Source organism: Streptomyces sp. NBC_00539 (assembly GCF_036346105.1).
Classification (GTDB): Bacteria; Actinomycetota; Actinomycetes; order Streptomycetales; family Streptomycetaceae; genus Streptomyces.
Genome location: NZ_CP107811.1, coordinates 1,654,777 through 1,670,123, shown reverse-complemented (window position 1 = coordinate 1,670,123; position 15,347 = coordinate 1,654,777). Strand labels below are relative to the sequence as shown.

Genomic DNA, 15,347 nt, shown 5'->3' with positions numbered 1-15,347 from the left:
CCCCATGCAGTACCCCGCAGTACCGCAGTACCCCGCATCACCCCAGTAACCATCGCGTCGCCTCGGGCCGTCACCCCGGGTCGTGCAGCCAAACGCACCATCCCAAATCCCGCGATCTTCAATCCCCATGCGGGTGCCCCTATGAACCTTGGGAGTTAGGCACCATGACCCAGTCGTCTGTGGAGCCCAAGACCACCGCGGAAGAGGCCGGCGACGGCACTCGTACCCCCGCCGGGCGTTCTTGGCTCGACCGGTACTTTCACATAACCCACAGAGGGTCCAACGTCGGCAATGAGATTCGTGGCGGCGTCACGACCTTCATGGCCATGGCGTACATCCTCCTGCTCAACCCGCTGATCCTCTCCGGCAAGGACGCCGCCGGAGACACCATGAGCCAGAAGGCGCTGATCACGGCCACGGCCTTCGCCGCCGCCCTGACGACGCTCCTCATGGGCTTCGTCGGCAAGGTGCCGCTCGCCCTCGCGGCCGGCCTGTCGGTCTCGGGCGTGCTGTCCTCGCAGGTCGCTCCGCAGATGACCTGGCCGCAGGCCATGGGCATGTGCGTGATGTACGGCGTCGTGATCTGTCTCCTGGTCGTCACCGGCCTCCGAGAGATGATCATGAACGCGATCCCGCTCGCGCTCAAGCACGGCATCACGATGGGCATCGGCCTGTTCGTGGCCCTGATCGGCCTCTACAAGGCCGGCTTCGTCGGAAACGGCGCGGAGTTCGCCCCGCCCGTCACCCTCGGCGCCGCCGGTCAGCTCTCCGGGTGGCCCGTCTTCGTCTTCTGCCTGACCCTGCTGGCCATCTTCATGCTCCAGGCCCGCAAGATCCGCGGTGCCATCCTGATCGGCATCGTCGGCGGAACCGTCGTCGCGGCGATCATCAACGCCGTCGCGAACGTCGACCCGAAGGCCTGGAAGAACGGCGCGCCCGAGCTCTCGGGCTCCGCGGTCTCCATGCCCGACTTCTCGCTCTTCGGCAAGGTCGAGTTCGGTGGCTGGGGCGACGTCGGCGTCATGACGGTCGGCATGATCGTCTTCACCCTCGTCCTCGCCGGCTTCTTCGACGCGATGGCCACCATCATCGGCGTCGGCACCGAGGCCAAGCTCGCCGACGACCAGGGCCGCATGCCGGGCCTGTCCAAGGCGCTGTTCATCGACGGTGCCGGTGGCGCCATCGGCGGCATCGCGGGCGGCTCCGGCCAGACCGTGTTCGTCGAGTCGGCGACCGGTGTCGGCGAGGGGGCCCGTACGGGTCTCGCCTCCGTCGTGACCGGCCTCTTCTTCGCCGCCTGCCTCTTCTTCACCCCGATCACCCAGATCGTCCCGGGTGAGGTCGCCTCCGCGGCCCTGGTCGTCATCGGCGCGATGATGATGCAGAACGCCCGCCACGTGGACTGGGCCGACAGCTCGACCGCCATTCCGGTCTTCCTGACCGTGGTGCTCATGCCGTTCACCTACTCGATCACGGCCGGTGTCGCCGCCGGTGTGATCTCCTACGTGGCCATCAAGGTCGCGCAGGGCAAGGCGCGCGAGATCGGTGCGTTCATGTGGGCGCTCACCGTCATCTTCATCGTCTTCTTCTCGCTCCACCCGATCGAGGGCTGGCTGGGCGTGAAGTAGCGGCGCGCGTGAGCGGCACCTGACCCTCCACGCATCCGATACTGGAACCGAACCCCTCCGAGGAGGCCGAACATGCTGGACATCGCCGAAGAACTCAACCGGTGGGTCGAGCAGGGTCGTGCTTTCGCCGTCGCCACGGTCGTGGCGGTCGGCGGCAGCGCTCCCCGGCAGCCCGGGGCCGCCCTCGCCGTCGACGGCGAGGGAACGGTGATCGGCTCGGTGTCCGGTGGATGCGTGGAGGGCGCGGTGTACGAGCTGTGCCGGCAGTCCCTGGAGGACGGCGAGAGCGTCACCGAACGCTTCGGCTACAGCGAAGACGACGCCTACGCCGTGGGTCTGACCTGCGGCGGAGTCATCGACATCCTCGTCACCCCGGTTCTCCCGGGCTCTCCCGTACGGACGGTGCTCGCGGCCGCGCTGGCCGCCGCCGCCCGCGGGGAGACGGCGGCGGTCGCCCGGGTCGCCGAGGGCCCGGCGGAGCTGATGGGCCGGGTGGTGGCAGTCCGCGGCGACGGCTCGTACGAAGGCGGCCTCGGCGCGCACCCCGAGCTGGACCGCACCGTCGCCGAGGAAGCCCGCGCCATGCTGGACGCCGGGAGGACCGGCGTGCTGGAGATCGGCGCCGACGGCCGGCTCTGCGGAGAGCCGCTCAAGGTGCTCGTCGAGTCCAGCGTCCCGCCTCCGCGGATGATCGTCTTCGGCGCCATCGACTTCGCGTCCGCCCTCGTGCGGATCGGCAAGTTCCTCGGCTACCACGTGACCCTGTGCGACGCCCGGCCGGTGTTCACCACGAAGAACCGTTTCCCCGAGGCGGACGAGGTCGTGGTCGACTGGCCGCACCGCTACCTGGAGGCCCAGGTCGACGGCGGGACCATCGACTCCCGGACCGTCCTGTGCGTGCTCACCCACGACGCCAAGTTCGACGTCCCGCTGCTGGAGACGGCCCTCAGACTTCCCGTCGCGTACGTCGGCGCCATGGGCTCGCGCCGCACCCACGAGGACCGCAACGAGCGCCTGCGCGAGGCGGGCGTGTCCGAACTGGAACTCGCGCGGCTCCGCTCGCCGATCGGCCTGGACCTCGGCGCCCGCTCCCCGGAGGAGACCGCGCTGTCCATCGCCGCCGAGATCGTCGCCAACCGCCGCGGCGGCTCCGGCGCGGCCCTCACGGGTGGCGGGATACCGATCCACCGCGAGGGTGCGCGGACGGTGGCGGGCCGGATCGGCTTCGTCGCCTGACGGGCGGGCGGATGCGGGCCTGCGCGGTGTGCCGCGGGGGCGTGAGGCCGGTACTGCGCGGGGGTGTGTCCGGGGCAGGCGCCGCGCGGGGGCCGTGCCTGAGGCCGGTACTGCGCGGGGGTTGCGCCCTTCCGGCGTTGCACCTATTTTTACCGGCCGGTAACGGCGCCTTCCCGCAACGGAGTTGAGCGAATGCCCCGGTTCCCCGCACGTGCCCTGCTGTCCGCCTGCGTCCTGGCCGCGGCCACGCTCGGCGCGGCGCCCGCACCGCAGCCCGGATCCTCCGCGCCGCGCGAGGTGCTGTTCGTCGGGAACAACTGGGAAGGCACCGCCGATGTGCTCGCCTCCACCGGCGATCTCGCCAAGGTCGGCCGGATCAACGTGATCCCCGACAAGGACGAGCGCTTGCGGGAGATCTACCTCAACCCGGTGAAGCTCGGCTTCTTCCTCGGCATCCGCGCCACGGCGGGCGAAGGCCACGACCAGTTCGTGGACGACATGTACACCACCCCGGACGGCTCCGCGGTGGTCGCCTCCCGGCCCAGCTTCGCCGACGTGGTCTCCCTCGACGCCCGCACCGGGAGGATCAACTGGCGCTTCCCCGTGGCCGGGTACCGCGCCGACCACATGGCGCTGTCTCCGGACGGCACCCGGGTCGCCGTCTCCGCCTCGACCGCCAACACCGTGCACGTGCTCGACATCGCCACCGGCCGGCAGGTCGGCTCCTTCACCACCGGGGACAAGCCGCACGAGAACGTCTTCACGCAGGGCGGCCGCTACCTGTGGAACAGCTCCATCGGCGACGTGACCTCCGCGCTGGACGCGCCCTGGCTGGACTGGACGAAGGGCGACCGGAAGATCACGGTCGTCGACACCCAGACCTTCCGCACCGTCCGGGTGATCGACATGCGCGAACGCCTGGACGCCTTCGGCCGCCCGGACCTCTCGGACGCCGTGCGGCCCATGTCGTTCAGTCCGGACGAGTCGAAGGTCTACTTCCAGGTGTCCTTCTTCAACGGCGTGGTCGAGTACGACGTGACCGCCGACCGGATCACCCGGATCAAGGAACTGCCCGGCAATCCCGCCACCAGCACCGACCGCACCACCTGGGTCAACGACTCGCGCCACCACGGGCTGTCGATGAGCCCCGACGGCGCGAAGCTCTGCGTCGCCGGCACCATGGACGACTACGCGACGATCGTGGACCGGGCCACGCTCACCGAAGCCGCGCCCGTGCCCGCCGTGAAGCCGTACTGGGCCACCGTCGACGGTGACGGAAGCGCCTGCGTGATCTCCGAGAGCGGCGCCGACCGGGTCACCGCCATCGACTTCGCCACCGGGACCAAGCGGGTCTCCGTCCCGGTCGGCGACCATCCGCAGCGGGTCAGGCTCGGGCACGTCCCGGCCGGCTGGAGCGGACCGGCGGCGCGCTGACCGACCGGGCGCGGGTCGTCCCGGTGGAAGTGGTGGAGTCCTCGGGGGCCCGGGGCCCGGGGGCGGCCGAGCGGACCGCCCCCGCGCCGCGGGGGTCAGGCGGGCAGGGAGAGCCGGGCCGCGGACATGCCGAAGGCGGGGTCCAGGACGCCGGTGGACAGGCCGTCCGGCAGCCGTTGCAGGTCCTGCGGGCGGTAACGGCGGATCTTCCGGTGCCAGTTGAGGATGCCGGCGTGCCAGTCCTCCAGTTCATGCACGTAGGCGTCCAGAGCGGCCCGCGCCTCCTCGCCCAGCTTCCAGTCGTCATAGAGCAGCGGCAGTTGCTTGGCGACGATGTGTTCGAACTCCTCCGTGCGCTGCGTCATCAGCTGGTGGCAGATGTGCAGCGCCTCCGGATAGCCGATGCCGAAGAAGTTCCGCGTGATCACAATATAGTTGTGGAACTCGCCCTCGAACTCCACTTCCTTCTGGTACGAGAAGATGTCGTTGATCAGGCACGCGGCGTCGGCGACGGCGTTCTCCAGCGACCGGATGGTGCCCGAGGAGTAGATCTCCTCCGGGACGCCCCGGCCCTGGTGGCCGAGGCGGCACAGGTACATGGTGAGGTACGAGCCGAAGGTGCGGCGGCGCATCTCGGCGTAGTCCACCGGGTCCGGGATGCGCTGGTGGACCTGGTTGTCCACCTCCCACAGCCAGCTCTCCAGCATGTCCACGAGCGTGGCCCGGAACTCGGTGCGCTGCCCGGTGGACATGCCGGCGCTGGTGCGCACCCACAGGTCGGCGAGGCCGCGCTCCATGACGGTGGCCGGCGCGGGCTGCTCGGCGTGGTCGACGGGCACCATGGAGATCAGGCGGGCGGTGGTCGCCTTGGCGGCGGCCAGGTTCCTGCCGCGCCCGAACACCACCGGGTAGTAGTCGTCGCCGTACGTGCCCCAGGTCAGCCACGAGGCGTTCAGCGCCAGCGCCTCGGGCGAGGCGTCGGGGTCCAGGCCGGCCGAGCAGAGGGCGAAGTCGTAGCCGCGCAGCTTCTCCTCGGTCCAGATGGCCGAGCCGGGATCGCCCGGCTGCGGGTCCAGCATGCCCGTGCGCCGCGCCCAGGCCACCGACACCTCGCGGGCGTGCGCCAGGTGGGGGCTGAGGCCGAGCCGGTGCGGCATGTAGACGTCCGGGATGACGGAGGGCCCGGTCCGCTCGTACGGGACGTGGGTGAAGCTGCGCCGGCGCAGCTCCATCGCGCGGGGCTCCAGGATCGAGCGGACGTCGAGGGCGGTGGTGCCGAGGCCGCTGGGGAGGAACGGCAGGGAGAGCGGGGCGGTGGGCCGGGCCTCCTTGTTCATGTAACGGCTGGAGACCATGTGCCACTCGTGGCCACCGGACTGCCAGTCCTGGAGGCCCTTGGCGTAGGCGAGGACGGCCGCGATCTCGGCGGGGTCCATGGCGTGGTCGGCGAAGAGCTGGGGGAGTTCGGCGAGCGCGGTCTGCTCGAACTGCTGGAGGCGGGAGGTGAGGAGGTCGTTGGCGGATTCTGCGGCCTCCTGTGTGGTGCAGCCGAGGAACGTCTCCAACACCAGGATGGCGTTGGACAGTTCGCCCTCGTCGCCGACCTCGCGCTCGTAGGAGAAGATGTCGTTCCTGATGTGCACGGCGTCGGAGAAGGCGTCCCGCAGCACGCCGAGCGGGCGCGAGTGCGCGACCCGTGCCGGGACTTCGGCGCAGACGTACTCGATCAGTCCGGCCGACCAGGGGGCGCCGCCGACCTTGCGGCGCATCTCGATGTATTCGAGGGGGTTCGCCACCCGGCCGATGCCGATGTTGGCGAGCTCCCACATCGACTCGTCGAGGAGGTTCTTCGTCGACCGGGAGAATCGTTCCCGCCAGTCCATCGACATGGCCGGTACCGTCCGCAGCCACAGGTCCCGCAGCCCCGCCTCGACGGGGTTGGCCGGCTCGGGGAAGCCGTCGGCCAGGTCCATGGGCATGAAGGCGGCCAGGCCGTCGAGGTACTCCTTGGCGCCCGCGCGGTCCTGGGAGCGCTTGTACGTCTCCAGGAAGTGGTCGTCGAAGAAGAACACCCACACGTACCAGTCGGTGACCAGGTTCAGCGCGTCGCTGTCGCAGTCCGGGTGGGTGTAGGAGCACAGCAGCGCGTAGTCGTGCGCGTCGAGGTCCCGCTCCTCCCAGACGCCCGACCCCTCCAGCATCCCGAAGTCGCGGGCCCACTGCCTGGCGTGGGCCCTGGCGGCTTCCAGGTGCGGGTTCAGTCGCGCCGGATAGGGCACGTAGAAATCCGGCAGTTGAAACGGCTGTGTCACGGCGTGTAGGGCCTTTCCGTCCGAGGCGCGGAGGGGCCCTCAAATCCCCGGCCCCCCGCACGAGATCAGCACTGCCCTACCCCGCTCGACCCCACCCCAAGGGGCGGTTCACCGCATCAGGTGACGAAGTCGCCGATCCCCGAACGCCGTGGTGTCACGGCCGCTATGGGGCCGTGACACCGCGGATTCATCCGGCGCCGACTGCCGATGCCCGCTGGAGGACGGCCGGGTTGCGTCCGTCGACGGGGTCGTTCAGGGGGAATGGTGCGGGCCCCGGGCGTGGGACGACCGGGGCCCTTGTGCGGGTGTTGCGCCGGGGTTATTCGGCCTCGGATTCCAGGGTGCCTTCCGTGTCCAGGTAGACCTGGCGGAGGGATTCGAGGATCTGGGGGTCCGGCTTTTCCCACATGCCGCGGGATTCGGCCTCCAGGAGGCGTTCCGCGATGCCGTGGAGGGCCCAGGGGTTGGCCTGTTCGAGGAACGCGCGGTTCTCGGGGTCCAGGACGTAGGTTTCCGTCAGCTTGTCGTACATCCAGTCGGCGATGACGCCGGTGGTGGCGTCGTAGCCGAAGAGGTAGTCCACCGTCGCCGCGAGTTCGAAGGCGCCCTTGTAGCCGTGGCGGCGCATCGCCTCGATCCACTTGGGGTTCACCACGCGGGCGCGGAAGACGCGCGAGGTCTCTTCGACCAGGGTGCGGGTCTTGACCGTCTCGGGGCGGGTGGAGTCGCCGATGTAGGCCTCGGGGGCCGTGCCGCGAAGGGCGCGGACCGTGGCGACCATGCCGCCGTGGTACTGGAAGTAGTCGTCGGAGTCGGCGATGTCGTGCTCGCGGGTGTCCGTGTTCTTCGCGGCGACGGTGATCCGCTTGTAGGCGGTCTCCATTTCGGCGCGGGCCGGGCGGCCCTCCAGGCCGCGGCCGTAGGCGTAGCCGCCCCAGACCGTGTAGACCTCCGCGAGGTCGGCGTCGGTGCGCCAGTCGCGGGAGTCGATCAGCTGGAGGATGCCCGCGCCGTACGTGCCCGGGCGGGAGCCGAAGATGCGGGTCGTCGCGCGGCGTTCGTCCCCGTGGAGGGAGAGGTCTGCTTGGGCGTGGGCGCGGATGTAGTTCTCGGACGCGGGCTCCTCCAGCGAGGCCGCCAGGCGCACCGCGTCGTCGAGGAGGGCGATGACGTGCGGGAACGCGTCGCGGAAGAAGCCCGAGATGCGCAGGGTGACGTCGATGCGGGGGCGGCCGAGTTCCGCGAGGGGGATGGGCTCGATGCCCGTGACGCGGCGCGAGGCCTCGTCCCAGACCGGGCGGATGCCCAGGAGGGCCAGGGCTTCGGCGACGTCGTCGCCCGCCGTGCGCATCGCGCTCGTTCCCCAGAGGGAGAGGCCGACGGAGGCGGGCCATTCGCCGTTGTCCGTGCGGTAGCGGGTCAGGAGCGAGTCGGCCAGGGCCTGGCCCGTCTCCCAGGCGAGGCGGGAGGGGACGGCCTTGGGGTCCACCGAGTAGAAGTTGCGGCCGGTCGGCAGGACGTTCACCAGGCCGCGGAGGGGGGAGCCCGAGGGGCCCGCCGGGATGAAGCGGCCGTCGAGGGCGGCCACGACGTGGGCGATCTCGTCCGTGGTGCCGGCGAGGCGGGGGACCACCTCCCGGGCGGCGAAGTCCAGCACCGCCGCGACGTCTGCCGAGTACGGTGCGGCGACCGAAGCCACCGCCGAGGGGTCCCAGTTCGCGTCCTCCATCGCCTGGACCAGGGCGCGGGCCGTCTCCTCCACGGCGTCGGCCGAGGTGCGGGTCGCCGCGGACTCGTCCAGGCCGAGGGCCTCGCGCAGGCCCGGCAGGGCCGTCGTACCGCCCCAGATCTGGCGGGCGCGCAGGATCGCCAGGACCAGGTTGACGCGGGCCTCACCGGTCGGGGCGCCGCCCAGGACGTGGAGTCCGTCGCGGATCTGGGCGTCCTTGACCTCACAGAGCCAGCCGTCGACGTGCAGGAGGAAGTCGTCGAAGCCCTCGTCGTCGGGGCGCTCTTCGAGGCCCAGGTCGTGGTGGAGCTTCGCCGCCTGGATCAGCGTCCAGATCTGCGCGCGGATGGCGGGCAGCTTCGCCGGGTCCATGGCGCTGATCTGCGCGTACTCGTCCAAGTGCTGTTCGAGGCGGGCGATGTCGCCGTACGACTCCGCGCGCGCCATCGGCGGCACCAGGTGGTCGACCAGGGTGGCGTGCACGCGGCGCTTGGCCTGCGTGCCCTCGCCCGGGTCGTTGACGAGGAAGGGGTAGATCAGGGGGAGGTCGCCGAGGGCGGCGTCCGGGGCGCAGGAGGCGGACAGGCCGGCGTTCTTGCCGGGCAGCCACTCCAGGTTGCCGTGCTTGCCCAGGTGGATCATCGCGTCCGCGCCGAAACCGCCGTCCTCCTCGCGGGCCTGGATCCAGCGGTACGCGGCCAGGTAGTGGTGCGACGGCGGCAGGTCCGGGTCGTGGTAGATCGCGATCGGGTTCTCGCCGAAGCCGCGCGGCGGCTGGATGAGGATCAGGAGGTTCCCGCGGCGCAGGGCGGCCAGGACGATGTCGCCCTCGGGGTTGGCGGAGGTGTCGACGAACATGCTGCCGGGAGCCTCGCCCCAGTGCTCGTTGACGCTGTCGCGCAGTTCGGCCGGGAGCTCGGCGAACCACCGCTTGTAGTCGGCGGCGGGGATGCGGACGGGGTTGCGGGCCAGTTGCTCCTCGGTGAGCCAGTCCTGGTCGTGGCCGCCGGCCTCGATCAGGGCGCGGATCAGCTCGTCGCCGTCGCCGGAGACGAGGCCGGGGATGTCGGCGGTCGGACCGAAGTCGTAGCCCGCCGCGATGAGGGTGCGAAGGAGTTCGACCGCGCTGGCCGGGGTGTCCAGGCCGACCGCGTTGCCGATGCGGGAGTGCTTGGTCGGGTACGCGGAGAGGACCAGCGCCACCTTCTTGTCGCGGCGCTCGATGTGGCGCAGCCGGGCGTGGCGTACGGCGATCCCCGCGACGCGGGCGGCACGCTCGGGGTCGGCCACGTAGGCGGGCAGGCCGTCGTCGTCGAGCTCCTTGAAGGAGAACGGGACGGTGATCAGGCGGCCGTCGAACTCGGGGACGGCGACCTGGGTGGCGGCGTCCAGCGGGGAGAGGCCCTCGTCGTTCTCCTCCCACGTGCTGCGGGAGCCGGTCAGGCACAGGGCCTGGAGGATCGGCACGCCGAGCGCGGCCAGGGCGCCGGCGTCCCAGGACTCGTCGTCGCCGCCGGCCGAGGCGGTGGCGGGCTTGGTGCCGCCCGCCGCGAGGACGGTGGTGACGATGGCGTCCGCCGATTCCAGGGCGGTGAGCAGTTCCTGCTCCGGGGCGCGGAGGGAGGAGACGTAGAGGGGGAGCGGCCGGGCGCCGTGGGCCTCGATGGCATCGCAGAGGGCGTGCACGAAGGCGGTGTTGCCGCTCATCTGGTGGGCGCGGTAGTACAGCACGGCGACGCGGGGACCGGTGGTACCGGCCGGGGTGCGCTCCAGGGGGCCCCAGGTGGGGGCGGCGGCGGGGGGCTCGAAGCCGTGACCGGTGAGGAGCACGGTGTCGGAGAGGAAGCGGGCCAGCTGGTCCAGGTTGGCGGGGCCGCCGTGGGCGAGGTAGGCGTGCGCTTCGGCGGCGATGCCGATGGGGACGGTGGAGGCCTCCATCAGCTGCGCGTCCGGGGCCTGTTCGCCGGTCAGGACCACGACCGGGCGGTGCTGGCCGGGGGCCAGGAGCAGGTCGAGGCCGTCCTGCCAGGCGCGGAGGCCGCCGAGGAGGCGTACGACGACCAGCTCGACCCCGTCGAGGAGGGCGGGGAGGTCGTCGAGGGGAAGGCGGGAGGGGTTCGCGAACCGGTACGGGACGGGCCCGTCGGCTGCGCGGGCGCTGAGCAGATCGGTGTCGGACGTCGACAGCAGCAGGATCATGCGGCGGCAGGCCTTCCTCGGGGTTTCCGCGCCCCGGGCAGTGTGGACGGCGGGAGTTCCTGACTCACCCTGCCGGATGCTCCGCGGGGTTCACAGTGGCGGGACCGCGCCGGAATCGCACCGGGCTTCCTCCCATGTCGCCGTCCTCGGCGATGGCGGGCCGTGTGGCTCCGCCGGGGGTCATCTTAGGTGGGCTGGGGCCGGGGCGGGGTGGCGGGGGTGCGTGTGCGGGTGCGGTTCGTTGAGGGGGCTCTGCCCCCGGGCCCCCGCGCCTCAAACGCCGGCGGGGCTGCATTGTGGCGGCGGGGCCGGATGGTGGCGGCCGGGGCCGGATGCGGCAGCCGGGGCTGGAGGGCGGCCGGGGCCGGAGAGGGGCGGCGGGGGCTGGAGGGGGAGTTGGGGGCCCGGGGGGCGGGCGCCGCAGATCAGGGTGGCGGTGGACACAGGTCGGGGGTGGGCAAACGTGGGTATGCTCGCGGCCATGTCACAGCCGCCTTCCGCCGCATCGCGGGATGAACCCGTCATACGGGATCGCGGGGACGCATGTCCCGGCGCGTTGCGGTTGCATGCGGCGGACGACGGGTACCTCGCGCGGGTGCGGATACCCGGGGGGATGCTCGGAGCGCGCGCGGCCCGGCTGCTCGCCGATGCGGCGGACCGGCTCGGCGACGGGCACGTCGACCTCACCTCGCGCGGGAACGTGCAGCTGCGTGGGCTGGGCGCGTCGTGCGGAGGGGACCTCGCGGGCGCACTGACCGACGCCGGGCTGCTGGCCGCCCCGTCCCACGAGCGGGTTCGCAACGTCGTCGCCTCGCCGCTGACCGGGCTCGACCGCAGCGGGCTGCCCGATGTGGCGCCCTGGGTCGCGGAACTGGACCGGCTGCTCTGCGGGGACGAAGAGGCCGTCGCGCTGTCCGGGCGCTTCCTCTTCGCCCTCGACGACGGTCGCGGCGACGTGAGCTCGCTCGACGCCGACGTGAACCTGCTCGCGCGCGACCCCGGGCACGCCCTGCTCACGACCGCCGGAGCCCGCGAAGGGCTGCTCGTGTCCGCGGCGGACGCCCCGCGGGCCGCCCTGGTCGCCGCCCGGTACTTCCTCGACGCCGCCCGGGACGCCGGGACGCGGGCCTGGCGCGTGGCCGAGCTGCCTGCCGAACGAGCCCTCACCGTAGGGGAGTTGGGCGAGCGGCTGGCGGGCGCCGCAGTGCGCGCGACCGTCGTGGCCGACGTCGGCGCGCCCCGGGGCGCCGCCCCCGAACCCGGTCTGGTCGAAGGACCCGGGCAGAGCGCGGCGCTCTCCGTACTCGCACCCCTGGGGCGCCTCACCACCGCCCAGTGGAACCTCCTGGCCGGCCTCACCGGGCAGCTGCGCCTGACCCCCTGGCGCGGCGTCGTCGTGCCCGGGCTGACCGCCGCAACCGCGGCCGGCGGCCTCGCCGTCCTCGCCGACGCCGGGCTGATCACCACCCCCACCGATCCCTGGCGGTCCGTGACGGCCTGTACGGGGCGCCCCGGATGCGCCCGGTCCCACAGCGACGTGCGCGCCGACGCGCGGGCCGTCACCGCCCTCGCGGCCGGACCGCTGCCCGTGCACTGGTCGGGGTGCGAACGGCGCTGCGGACACCCGCGCGGGACCGCCTGGGCGGACGTGCTCGCGACCCCCGACGGTTACGACGTCCGCGCCCCCGGCCGTGCCCCCCGCCACGGCGTACAGCCCCCCGACCTTCCCGCGGCCCTCAGGGACGCACGCCGCACCACCTCCCACGACGCAGCGAAGAAATGAGCGAGTACACAGTGTTCGAGTACGAGAAGGACGGCGCGGCGATCTACCGCCAGTCCTTTGCCACGATCCGCGCCGAGGCGGACCTCTCCGGGCTGCCCGCCTCGGTCGCCCAGGTCGCGGTGCGCATGATCCACGCCTGCGGGATGACCGACCTGCCCCAGGACCTGGGCTACACGCCCGACGTCGTGCTGCGGGCACGGGCCGCCCTGCACGCCGGTGCGCCGATCCTGTGCGACGTACAGATGGTGGCGAGCGGTGTCACCCGCAAGCGGCTGCCCGCGGACAACGACGTCATCTGCACCCTCTCCGACCCGGCCGTCCCGGCGCTCGCCGCCAAGAGGGGCACCACCCGCAGTGCCGCGGCCCTCGAAGTGTGGCGTGACCGGGGCCTGTTGGAGGGCTCCGTGATCGCCGTGGGCAACGCGCCGACCGCGCTGTTCCGGCTGCTGGAGATGATCGAGGAGGGCGCGCCCCGCCCCGCCGCCGTGATCGGCGTCCCGGTCGGTTTCATCGGCGCCGCCGAGTCGAAGGACGCGCTCGCCGCACACCCCTCCGCGCTGGACCACTTGATCGTGCGGGGTCGGCGCGGCGGCAGCGCCATCGCGGCCGCCGCCGTCAACGCGATCGCGAGCGAGGAAGAATGAGCACCGCGAACAGCACCGGCGCCGGAAAGCTCTACGGTGTGGGGCTCGGGCCCGGCGACCCCTCCCTGATGACCCTGCGGGCCGTCGAGGTGATCGCCGGAGCCGATGTCGTCGCGTACCACTCCGCGCGCCACGGCCGGTCCATCGCCCGCTCGATCGCCGCGGAGCACCTGCGCGCCGACCACATCGAGGAGCCGCTGGTCTACCCGGTCACCACCGAGACCACCGACCACCCCGGCGGCTACCAGGGCGCCATGGAGGAGTTCTACGAGGCTTCCGCCGCCCGCCTCGCCGCGCACCTCGACGCCGGCCGGACCGTCGCCGTGCTCGCGGAGGGCGACCCCCTCTTCTACGGCTCCTACATGCACATGCACAAGCGGCTCGCCGACCGTTATGAGGCCGAGGTGATCCCCGGGGTGACCTCGGTGAGCGCCGCCGCCGCGCGGCTGGGCACCCCGCTCGTGGAGGGCGAGGAGGTACTGACCATCCTGCCCGGCACCCTGCCCGAGGAGGAGCTCACCGCCCGGCTCGCCGCCACCGACTCGGCGGTGGTGATGAAGCTCGGGCGCACCTTCCCCGCCGTGCGCCGGGCCATGGAGAGCAGCGGCCGGCTCGCCGAGGCCCGCTACGTCGAGCGCGCCACGATGGCGGGGGAGCGCACCGGCGTCCTCGCCGACACCGACCCGGACAGCGTGCCGTACTTCGCCGTCGCCGTCGTGCCCAGCCGCGTCGGCAACCCGGGCAGCGTGCCGTCGGGGCCGGGCGAGGTCGTGGTCGTCGGGACCGGGCCGGCCGGCCCGCTGTGGCTGACCCCGCAGACCCGGCGGGCGCTCGCGGACGCCGAGGCGCTCGTCGGGTACACCACGTACCTGGACCGGGTGCCGGTGAAGCCGGGCCAGGTCCGGCACGGCTCCGACAACAAGGTGGAGTCCGAGCGCGCCGAGTTCGCCCTGGACCTCGCCCGGCGCGGCAAGCGGGTGGCGGTGGTCTCCGGCGGTGACCCCGGGGTCTTCGCCATGGCCACGGCGGTCCTGGAGGTCGCGGGTCAGGCCGAGTACAAGGACGTGCCCGTACGGGTCCTGCCGGGGGTGACCGCCGCCAACGCGGCCGCCGCTTTGGCCGGGGCCCCGCTGGGCCACGACTACGCCACGATCTCCCTCTCCGACCGGCTCAAGCCCTGGGAGGTCATCGCGGAGCGGCTGCGGTCCGCCGCGCAGGCCGACCTCGTGCTCGCCCTGTACAACCCGGGCTCGCGCAGCCGGACCTGGCAGGTGGCGCAGGCCCGCGAGCTGCTGCTCGAACTGCGCGCGCCGCAGACCCCGGTGGTCGTCGCGCGGGACGTGGGCGGTCCCGAGCAGTCCGTCCGGATCGTCACGCTGGACGCACTGGTCCCGGAAGAGGTGGACATGCGCACGATCCTGCTGGTCGGCTCCTCGCAGACGCAGGTCACGGAGCGGGCCGACGGGACCCGCCTGACCTGGACCCCGCGCCGCTACCCGTGACGGGCCGTCGCTGAGGCCCTGGGGCCCCGGGCGCGTCGACCGTGGGTCGCCGCGTCCGGGGCCCCTTCATGCTCCGGTCCCTTTCACGCCCCGGGAACCGGCCAGGGGGCGGCGGCCCGCCGTGCCCGCGCCGCCGCCCGGCGCCGGACGACCCACGCCGCGACGCCGAGAGCGGCGCCGACGGCGAAGGCGAGCAGACCGAGGACCTGCGCCCCACCCGCCACGATCAGCGCCGTCGGCCGCTCGACGGCTTCGCCGCGCACCGCCGACAGGGGGAGCGAGCCACTGCCCTCGTCATCGAGGTGCATCGAGGAATCAGCCGAGTTGACCCTGTTGTCGCCCATCAGGAACACCCGCCCCGCAGGCACGGTGATGTCGAAGGGGACCACCGCCGGCACCGAACGGTCCTTCAGGTAGGGCTCGTCCAAGGGCGTGCCGTTGAGCAGGAGTGACGTATCGCCGGTGCGGTAGGAGATCCGGTCGCCGCCGACCGCCACCACGCGCTTGAGCAGGGGCAGTCCGTCGGGATTCCACTCCCGGGCGGAGACCAACACGACGTCGCCGCGCCCGACGTGCAGCCCGTCCGCGTCGTCCAGGGCGCACCAGACCGTGTCGCCGCGCCGATAGGCCGGGTCCATGGACTCCCCGGGCACGGAGTACGACTTCACCGCGGAGTCGGCGCCCAGGGCGTACGCCCCCACCGCGGGCACTACCGCCAGCGCCGCCCCGGCGGCCGACAGCACGACTGCCCAGACCAGCCGTCTTCGCCCCGGTACGCGTTCCATGAGCACCATCTCTTTCCGGCCATCAGCGTGTCCGGGAAGCCTATACAGACGCCGTCGCGGCCCCGGCGCGCGGGCGGATCAGGCCGGGTGGGCGG

9 protein-coding genes and 1 riboswitch are annotated in these 15,347 nt (G+C 72.5%); of the genes, 6 read left to right on the top strand and 3 right to left on the bottom strand.

Translation table 11 applies throughout. The features are described from left to right. Window positions 1-164 precede the first annotated feature (164 nt). From OG861_RS07245 to OG861_RS07235, 3 genes are all read left to right on the top strand, one after another. The gene (locus OG861_RS07245) at window positions 165-1,628 is read left to right on the top strand and encodes an NCS2 family permease (RefSeq protein WP_329199345.1); all 1,464 of its coding nucleotides are present in this window, start codon (window positions 165-167) and stop codon (window positions 1,626-1,628) included. A gap of 72 nt (window positions 1,629-1,700) precedes the next feature. After that, window positions 1,701-2,864, top strand: coding sequence for an XdhC family protein (locus OG861_RS07240; RefSeq protein WP_330261513.1), 1,164 nt, complete (start codon window positions 1,701-1,703; stop codon window positions 2,862-2,864). A 192-nt stretch (window positions 2,865-3,056) separates the two neighbouring features. Then, window positions 3,057-4,298 (top strand): YncE family protein, encoded by a 1,242-nt coding sequence (locus tag OG861_RS07235; protein ID WP_330261512.1) that lies wholly within the window; start codon window positions 3,057-3,059, stop codon window positions 4,296-4,298. A 95-nt stretch (window positions 4,299-4,393) separates the two neighbouring features. On the opposite strand, the gene OG861_RS07230 is transcribed toward OG861_RS07235, so the two are convergent. After that, window positions 4,394-6,610, bottom strand: coding sequence for a terpene synthase family protein (locus OG861_RS07230; RefSeq protein ID WP_330261511.1), 2,217 nt, complete (start codon window positions 6,608-6,610; stop codon window positions 4,394-4,396). 319 nt (window positions 6,611-6,929) lie between these two features. After that, window positions 6,930-10,538, bottom strand: a complete 3,609-nt coding sequence (gene cobN / locus OG861_RS07225; protein WP_330261510.1) for a cobaltochelatase subunit CobN — start codon at window positions 10,536-10,538, stop codon at window positions 6,930-6,932. 53 nt (window positions 10,539-10,591) lie between these two features. Beyond that, window positions 10,592-10,691, bottom strand: a riboswitch (cobalamin riboswitch). Window positions 10,692-11,019: 328 nt separating this feature from the next. On the opposite strand from cobN, the gene cobG reads away from it, so the two are divergent. Genes cobG through OG861_RS07210 form a run of 3 tightly spaced genes read left to right on the top strand, consistent with a single transcriptional unit; the run spans window position 11,020 to window position 14,467 of the window. Further along, window positions 11,020-12,321 carry a precorrin-3B synthase gene (gene cobG, locus OG861_RS07220; RefSeq protein ID WP_443064456.1) on the top strand — a complete coding sequence of 434 codons (1,302 nt, stop codon included), beginning with the start codon at window positions 11,020-11,022 and terminating at the stop codon, window positions 12,319-12,321. Further along, on the top strand, window positions 12,318-12,965 hold the full coding sequence (locus tag OG861_RS07215) for a precorrin-8X methylmutase (protein WP_330261509.1): 648 nt from the start codon (window positions 12,318-12,320) through the stop codon (window positions 12,963-12,965). Before cobG ends, OG861_RS07215 begins: the two co-directional genes overlap by 4 nt. Continuing rightward, a complete protein-coding gene (locus OG861_RS07210; RefSeq protein WP_330261508.1) occupies window positions 12,962-14,467 on the top strand; it encodes a precorrin-2 C(20)-methyltransferase in 1,506 nt (501 codons plus the stop codon). The genes OG861_RS07215 and OG861_RS07210 overlap by 4 nt, the downstream gene beginning before the upstream one ends. A gap of 83 nt (window positions 14,468-14,550) precedes the next feature. On the opposite strand, the gene lepB is transcribed toward OG861_RS07210, so the two are convergent. Then, window positions 14,551-15,252: a signal peptidase I gene (gene lepB / locus OG861_RS07205; protein ID WP_330261507.1), complete on the bottom strand. Its 702-nt coding sequence runs from the start codon at window positions 15,250-15,252 to the stop codon at window positions 14,551-14,553. Window positions 15,253-15,347 lie beyond the last annotated feature (95 nt).

Bases quoted from the DNA above. Each gene is read 5' to 3' on its own strand.
- OG861_RS07245 (WP_329199345.1), top strand. From the start codon at position 165: ATGACCCAGTCGTCTGTGGAGCCCAAGACCACCGCGGAAGAGGCCGGC.
- OG861_RS07240 (WP_330261513.1), top strand. From the start codon at position 1,701: ATGCTGGACATCGCCGAAGAACTCAACCGGTGGGTCGAGCAGGGTCGT.
- OG861_RS07235 (WP_330261512.1), top strand. From the start codon at position 3,057: ATGCCCCGGTTCCCCGCACGTGCCCTGCTGTCCGCCTGCGTCCTGGCC.
- cobN (WP_330261510.1), bottom strand. From the start codon at position 10,538: ATGATCCTGCTGCTGTCGACGTCCGACACCGATCTGCTCAGCGCCCGC.
- cobG (WP_443064456.1), top strand. From the start codon at position 11,020: ATGTCACAGCCGCCTTCCGCCGCATCGCGGGATGAACCCGTCATACGG.
- OG861_RS07215 (WP_330261509.1), top strand. From the start codon at position 12,318: ATGAGCGAGTACACAGTGTTCGAGTACGAGAAGGACGGCGCGGCGATC.
- OG861_RS07210 (WP_330261508.1), top strand. From the start codon at position 12,962: ATGAGCACCGCGAACAGCACCGGCGCCGGAAAGCTCTACGGTGTGGGG.
- lepB (WP_330261507.1), bottom strand. From the start codon at position 15,252: ATGGAACGCGTACCGGGGCGAAGACGGCTGGTCTGGGCAGTCGTGCTG.